Origin of the sequence: Colwellia sp. E2M01, assembly GCF_018860585.1 — a bacterium.
In the GTDB taxonomy this organism is placed as follows: Bacteria; Pseudomonadota; Gammaproteobacteria; order Enterobacterales; family Alteromonadaceae; genus Colwellia.
This window is the reverse complement of record NZ_JAHKPR010000073.1, coordinates 11,809-16,557: the sequence shown is the minus strand read 5'-3', so window position 1 is coordinate 16,557 and position 4,749 is coordinate 11,809. Positions and strand designations below refer to the sequence as shown.

5 protein-coding genes are annotated in these 4,749 nt (G+C 35.7%); 3 read left to right on the top strand and 2 right to left on the bottom strand.

Annotation, left to right across the window (positions count from 1 at the left end):
• Nucleotides 1–191: 191 nt before the first annotated feature.
• Nucleotides 192–785, bottom strand: coding sequence for a YajG family lipoprotein (locus tag KO502_RS14150; protein ID WP_252730780.1), 594 nt, complete (start codon nt 783–785; stop codon nt 192–194).
• 47 nt (nt 786–832) lie between these two features.
• The gene (locus KO502_RS14145) at nt 833–2,053 is read right to left on the bottom strand and encodes a methyltransferase (protein ID WP_216023212.1); all 1,221 of its coding nucleotides are present in this window, start codon (nt 2,051–2,053) and stop codon (nt 833–835) included.
• Nucleotides 2,054–2,184: 131 nt separating this feature from the next.
• Here KO502_RS14145 and bolA point away from each other — a divergent pair, with 131 nt between their 5' ends.
• From bolA to KO502_RS14130, 3 genes are all read left to right on the top strand, one after another.
• The gene (gene bolA, locus KO502_RS14140) at nt 2,185–2,508 is read left to right on the top strand and encodes a transcriptional regulator BolA (RefSeq protein WP_216023211.1); all 324 of its coding nucleotides are present in this window, start codon (nt 2,185–2,187) and stop codon (nt 2,506–2,508) included.
• Between the two features lie 198 nt (nt 2,509–2,706).
• Nucleotides 2,707–3,897 carry an enoyl-ACP reductase FabV gene (fabV, locus tag KO502_RS14135; protein ID WP_216023210.1) on the top strand — a complete coding sequence of 397 codons (1,191 nt, stop codon included), beginning with the start codon at nt 2,707–2,709 and terminating at the stop codon, nt 3,895–3,897.
• A gap of 173 nt (nt 3,898–4,070) precedes the next feature.
• Nucleotides 4,071–4,682 carry a pseudouridine synthase gene (locus tag KO502_RS14130; protein WP_216023214.1) on the top strand — a complete coding sequence of 204 codons (612 nt, stop codon included), beginning with the start codon at nt 4,071–4,073 and terminating at the stop codon, nt 4,680–4,682.
• The last annotated feature ends 67 nt before the right edge of the window (nt 4,683–4,749 follow it).

Here is a 4,749-nt window from a genome sequence, read left to right as displayed (position 1 = left end):
TTTTAATTAGGTATTCGCCCTTTGGGAGCTTGCTCGATGTACATTAACATCGTTAAATTTATTTGATTTAGAATGACTAAACCTAAACAAATTCGCCTTGTCATTGCACATCGAGCATAGCTCTGAGTTGGGAAGAAATTTAATCAAATTGGTATAACTTAGCAAACTTAAATATTCGTTATTAAGTGACATTATAAAAATGTTTTTATGTCTTTGCTGATTAATACTTGTTTAAGTATTTCACTTAAATGCAGATTAAATTCTTCTTCTAATGTGCTGATATTCGGATTTAACGCGCCTTCACTGTGTGCTCTTTTTTTAAAGTGACTAGTTAAGGTTTGTTTTGAATTATCAACGGTCACTTTAATAATTATTTCACTTTGCGTGTCATAAGTAATACTTGCTTGATCAACACTGATAATGGCTTTTTCTATACTAACTGTCATCTTGTTGGTGGATGTATCAGTTAATGTTAAGCCTTGTGTTTGCCATTCTTGGGCTAAAATATCTTGAATTACCGCCTCAAGACGTCGTTGTGAAGACAGAATAATAGCGGGCTCTTTTGGCTCTAATATTTGAATAATATGTGGGCTAGTACGCATATCAATCACGCGTAGTTGAGTGTTTCTACCGGTGAGTTGATTAGAAGGTAATAAATCTATTTCTGGAGTAATAACTAAATGAGTAGGAGTACTGTTACAGCTTGCTATGGTTAATAAGACTAAACTAAGTGCTATTGACTTTAATGTGCTGTAAGTAATGTTTTTTCTATATCGGAAGTTCATTTTTTATCCATTATAAATTGGTTTTATGTTTTTAAAGTGCTTGGTATTTATCGTTTAATGGCCGATTGTGTAACAAACTTATCGTTACTGGCAATTAATTTTTCATTACCAAATAAACGTTGTAATTTTATATGGTATGCCAATTGACGATTACCAATTATACGTAATTCACCACCTTTTTTAAGTACTCGGTGGCTGTCTTTAAACATTTGCCATGCAATATGGTCTGTTGTCGCGGTATTTTGATGAAAAGGCGGGTTACATAAAATTAAATCAACGCTACCGCCTTCAATATCACTTAAACAATCATTGAGGATAAATTCACATTGTTCAATCACATCAGGTAAGTTGGTTTCAATATTTAACTTAGCTGAAGCGATTGCCATACATGATTCATCAATAAATTGTACCTGTGCTTCTGGTTGGTCAGCTAAAACAGTTAAACCTAATACGCCATTACCACAGCCTAAATCGATGACTTTGGTGTTGGGGGCAACTTTTGGTAAATTTTCAATAAAGTAACGGGCACCAATATCGAGTTTTTCACGAGCATAAACATTGGCATGATTACTAATGATAAAGTCACGAGATGAATTATCTATTGTTGATTTATGGGGTAGTGGCCAGACTGTTGGGTAAGGTGATTTATGCTCGGGCTTAGTGCCAAATGACGAGTCAAACTCACAAAAAACTAAACGTGCTTTTTTTACGGCAAGTGAAGTTTTTGTTGTACCTAAGTATTTTTCAAAGACTTTTAAGGTAGAGCTATGGATCTCTTTAGCGCGATCAGCGGCAATAAAAATAACTTCTTTATCTGAAGTTCTGTTTTTAATCATTTGCTTAATTTGAATTAATTGTTCTGTAAGCATGGCTTTGCTTTTCGGGATTTTAAATAAAATTAAATCAAGATCAGTTGGCAAACTATCAAGGGAGGTTCGCAGCTCAATATTGCTATCATCTAAGCCATTTTGTTCAAGGTTATAACTGATGCCTTGGCGACTAATGTATGAGTCATTAATACAAAATACAGTAGGGTTTGCTACGTTGTCGTGGCAAAAGTTAACAGCTAATGCGCCAAAGGCATCATTAAAAATAGCTATCTTTTTATTCGTATTTGTTATTTCAGAAGTAAGGAGACCTTCTTCATTAATATAGTTTATAAGGTACTCATCTGCTGAATCCCACGCTTGTAAGCTACGGTTTACTTGAGCAATAGGGAAACGGCTGAGAAATAAATTCTTATCATTAACAATAAAAGGGCTGATCATAAAAATAGGCTGAAGTTCAGGAATAAATTGGCGACTATTGTGGCATAATTCACAACATATTGTTGGTCTATCAACATAAATCAGCTAAAATATTTGCCAAATTATTTATACCCCGACCCAGTGAGAAAAGAATGAGTGTTGCCGTAACTGTGAAAGAAGCTATTGAACAAAAATTACTTGCTGCCTTTGAGCCTATGCACTGTGAAGTGATTAACGAAAGTAATAATCATAATGTACCGCCGGGTAGTGAATCACACTTTAAAGTAGTGATTGTTGCTAAAGCTTTTGAGGGTGAACGTTTAATCAAACGTCATCGTTTAGTTAATGGCGCACTTGCTGAAGAATTAGCTGAAAAAATTCATGCACTAGCAATTCATACTTACACTGAACAAGAGTGGCAAGCACAGTTTGGTAATGTACCAACATCGCCTAATTGTTTAGGTGGTAGTAAGTAGGCAAAAATAGATTGTTTTCTGGTCATACCTCTTTATGGTTCAGTCAGGGTACAATGCTAGCAATTTCATCAGTAGTATTGCTCGTAAATTAATTAACAATACACTGAATATTTTTCAAGCCTTAGCTATTTTAGTGGGTATTTAATTGCCTTAGCTAAGTCATTTATACGTAAATAAACATAAAAAGGTTAACTTAATATGGTTATCAAGCCAAAAATTCGTGGTTTTATCTGTACTAACGCTCACCCTGTGGGTTGTGAAGCTCATGTAAATGAACAAATTGCTTATGTAAAATCTCAAAAATCAACGGCAACTGGTCCTAAAAATGTTCTAGTTATTGGTGCTTCAACGGGTTACGGTTTAGCTTCACGTATTACCGCTACTTTTGGTTACGATGCTAAAACATTAGGTATCTTCTTTGAAAAACCACCAACAGATAAAAAAACAGCTTCTGCAGGTTGGTACAATACTGCCGCTTTCGTAAAAGCCGCTGATGAAGCGGGTATTTATGCTAAAAGCATTAACGGCGATGCTTTTTCTCACGAAATAAAAGCACAAGCTATTGAAGCAATTAAAGCTGATATGGGTAAAATTGATTTAGTTGTTTACTCACTAGCTTCTCCGCGTAGAACTGATCCAGATACTGGTGAAGTTTACTCTTCTACCTTAAAGCCAATCGGCCAAAGCGTTACTACTAAAAACCTAAACACTTCAAAGCGTGTTATTGATGAAGTATCAGTTGAAGCAGCAAACGATGCTGAAATTCAAGGTACTATCGACGTAATGGGCGGCGCAGACTGGGAATTATGGATGAATGCACTGAGCGAAGCCGGTGTTTTAGCTGAAGGAGTTAAAACCGTAGCTTACACATACATTGGTAAAGAATTAACTTGGCCAATTTACGGTAAAGCAACGATTGGTAAAGCTAAAGAAGATTTAGACCGCGCAGCAACAGCGATTAATGCAGCAACAGCTGACTTAAACGGTCAAGCACGTGTTACGTCATTAAATGCGGTAGTTACGCAAGCAAGCTCGGCTATTCCAATTATGCCTTTATACATTTCTGCAATGTTCAAAGTAATGAAAGCAGATGGTACTTACGAAGGGTGTATTGAGCAAATCTCTAACTTATTTCAAGAGAACATCTACGGTGCTTCTCCACGTTTAGACGAAGCAGGTCGCTTTAGCCAAAACTACAAAGAATTAGAAGATAGCGTACAACAACGTGTAACTGATATTTGGAACACAGTTGAAACTGATACTATTGATGAATTAACTGATTACGTTGGTTACCATCAAGAGTTTTTAAAATTGTTTGGTTTTGAGGTTGCTGGCGTAGATTACGATGCAGATGTTAGCCCTGAAGTTGAAATTAATAACTTAGTTTAAGTTTTAATTGTTTTAGTTTTTGTATTACAAAGCAAAAACTAAATTATAAAAACCGCACTTTACGTTAATAGTAAAATGCGGTTTTTTAGTTTTAAACTATTCTTTAATTCTTAATGACTAGTTTAACGAATGCTTTTTGAAATAACAGGTTAACAAAACCTCTCGAGCCGACCATCGCTGAATCAAACTACAAACATCAACATTTCAAGTTATTTAAACCATACGGATTTTTAAGTCAGTTTGTTCCTGAATCACGAAAGAATAAACACCTTTTAGGTGATTTATTTGATTTTCCTAATAACATTATGGCAATAGGGCGTTTAGATCATGACTCCGAAGGATTATTGTTATTAACAACTGATGGTATGACGAGCTTTAAGGTAAGAAGCAAAAACATAGAAAAAGAATATTTTGTGCAAGTTGATGGCGAGATCACAGAAGATGCGATATTAAAGCTGCAAAGTGGTGTTGATATTACAGTGAATGGCGAAAACTACCAAACTCTACCCTGTAAAGCGTTTAAGTTTGATGAAGAACCAGAACTGCCTGAACGAGGTCGTAAAATACGCGATCCGAAACATGGGCCTACCAGTTGGATCTCTATCACTTTAAATGAAGGGAAGAACCGGCAGATACGAAAAATGACCGCCGCTGTTGGTTTTGCCACGTTACGGTTAGTCAGAGTGCGCATTGGTAATATTCACATTGATAATTTGCAGGCAGGTGAGGTTGTTGAATTAGCTAATGTAGATGCTGTTTTTGGCCACTCCATTGGTTCGTCTTGAGCTAGTATGTTATGTAAATTTAATACCAAGTCCGTTAAATTACTGATCACCTGTACTGGTTAAAATA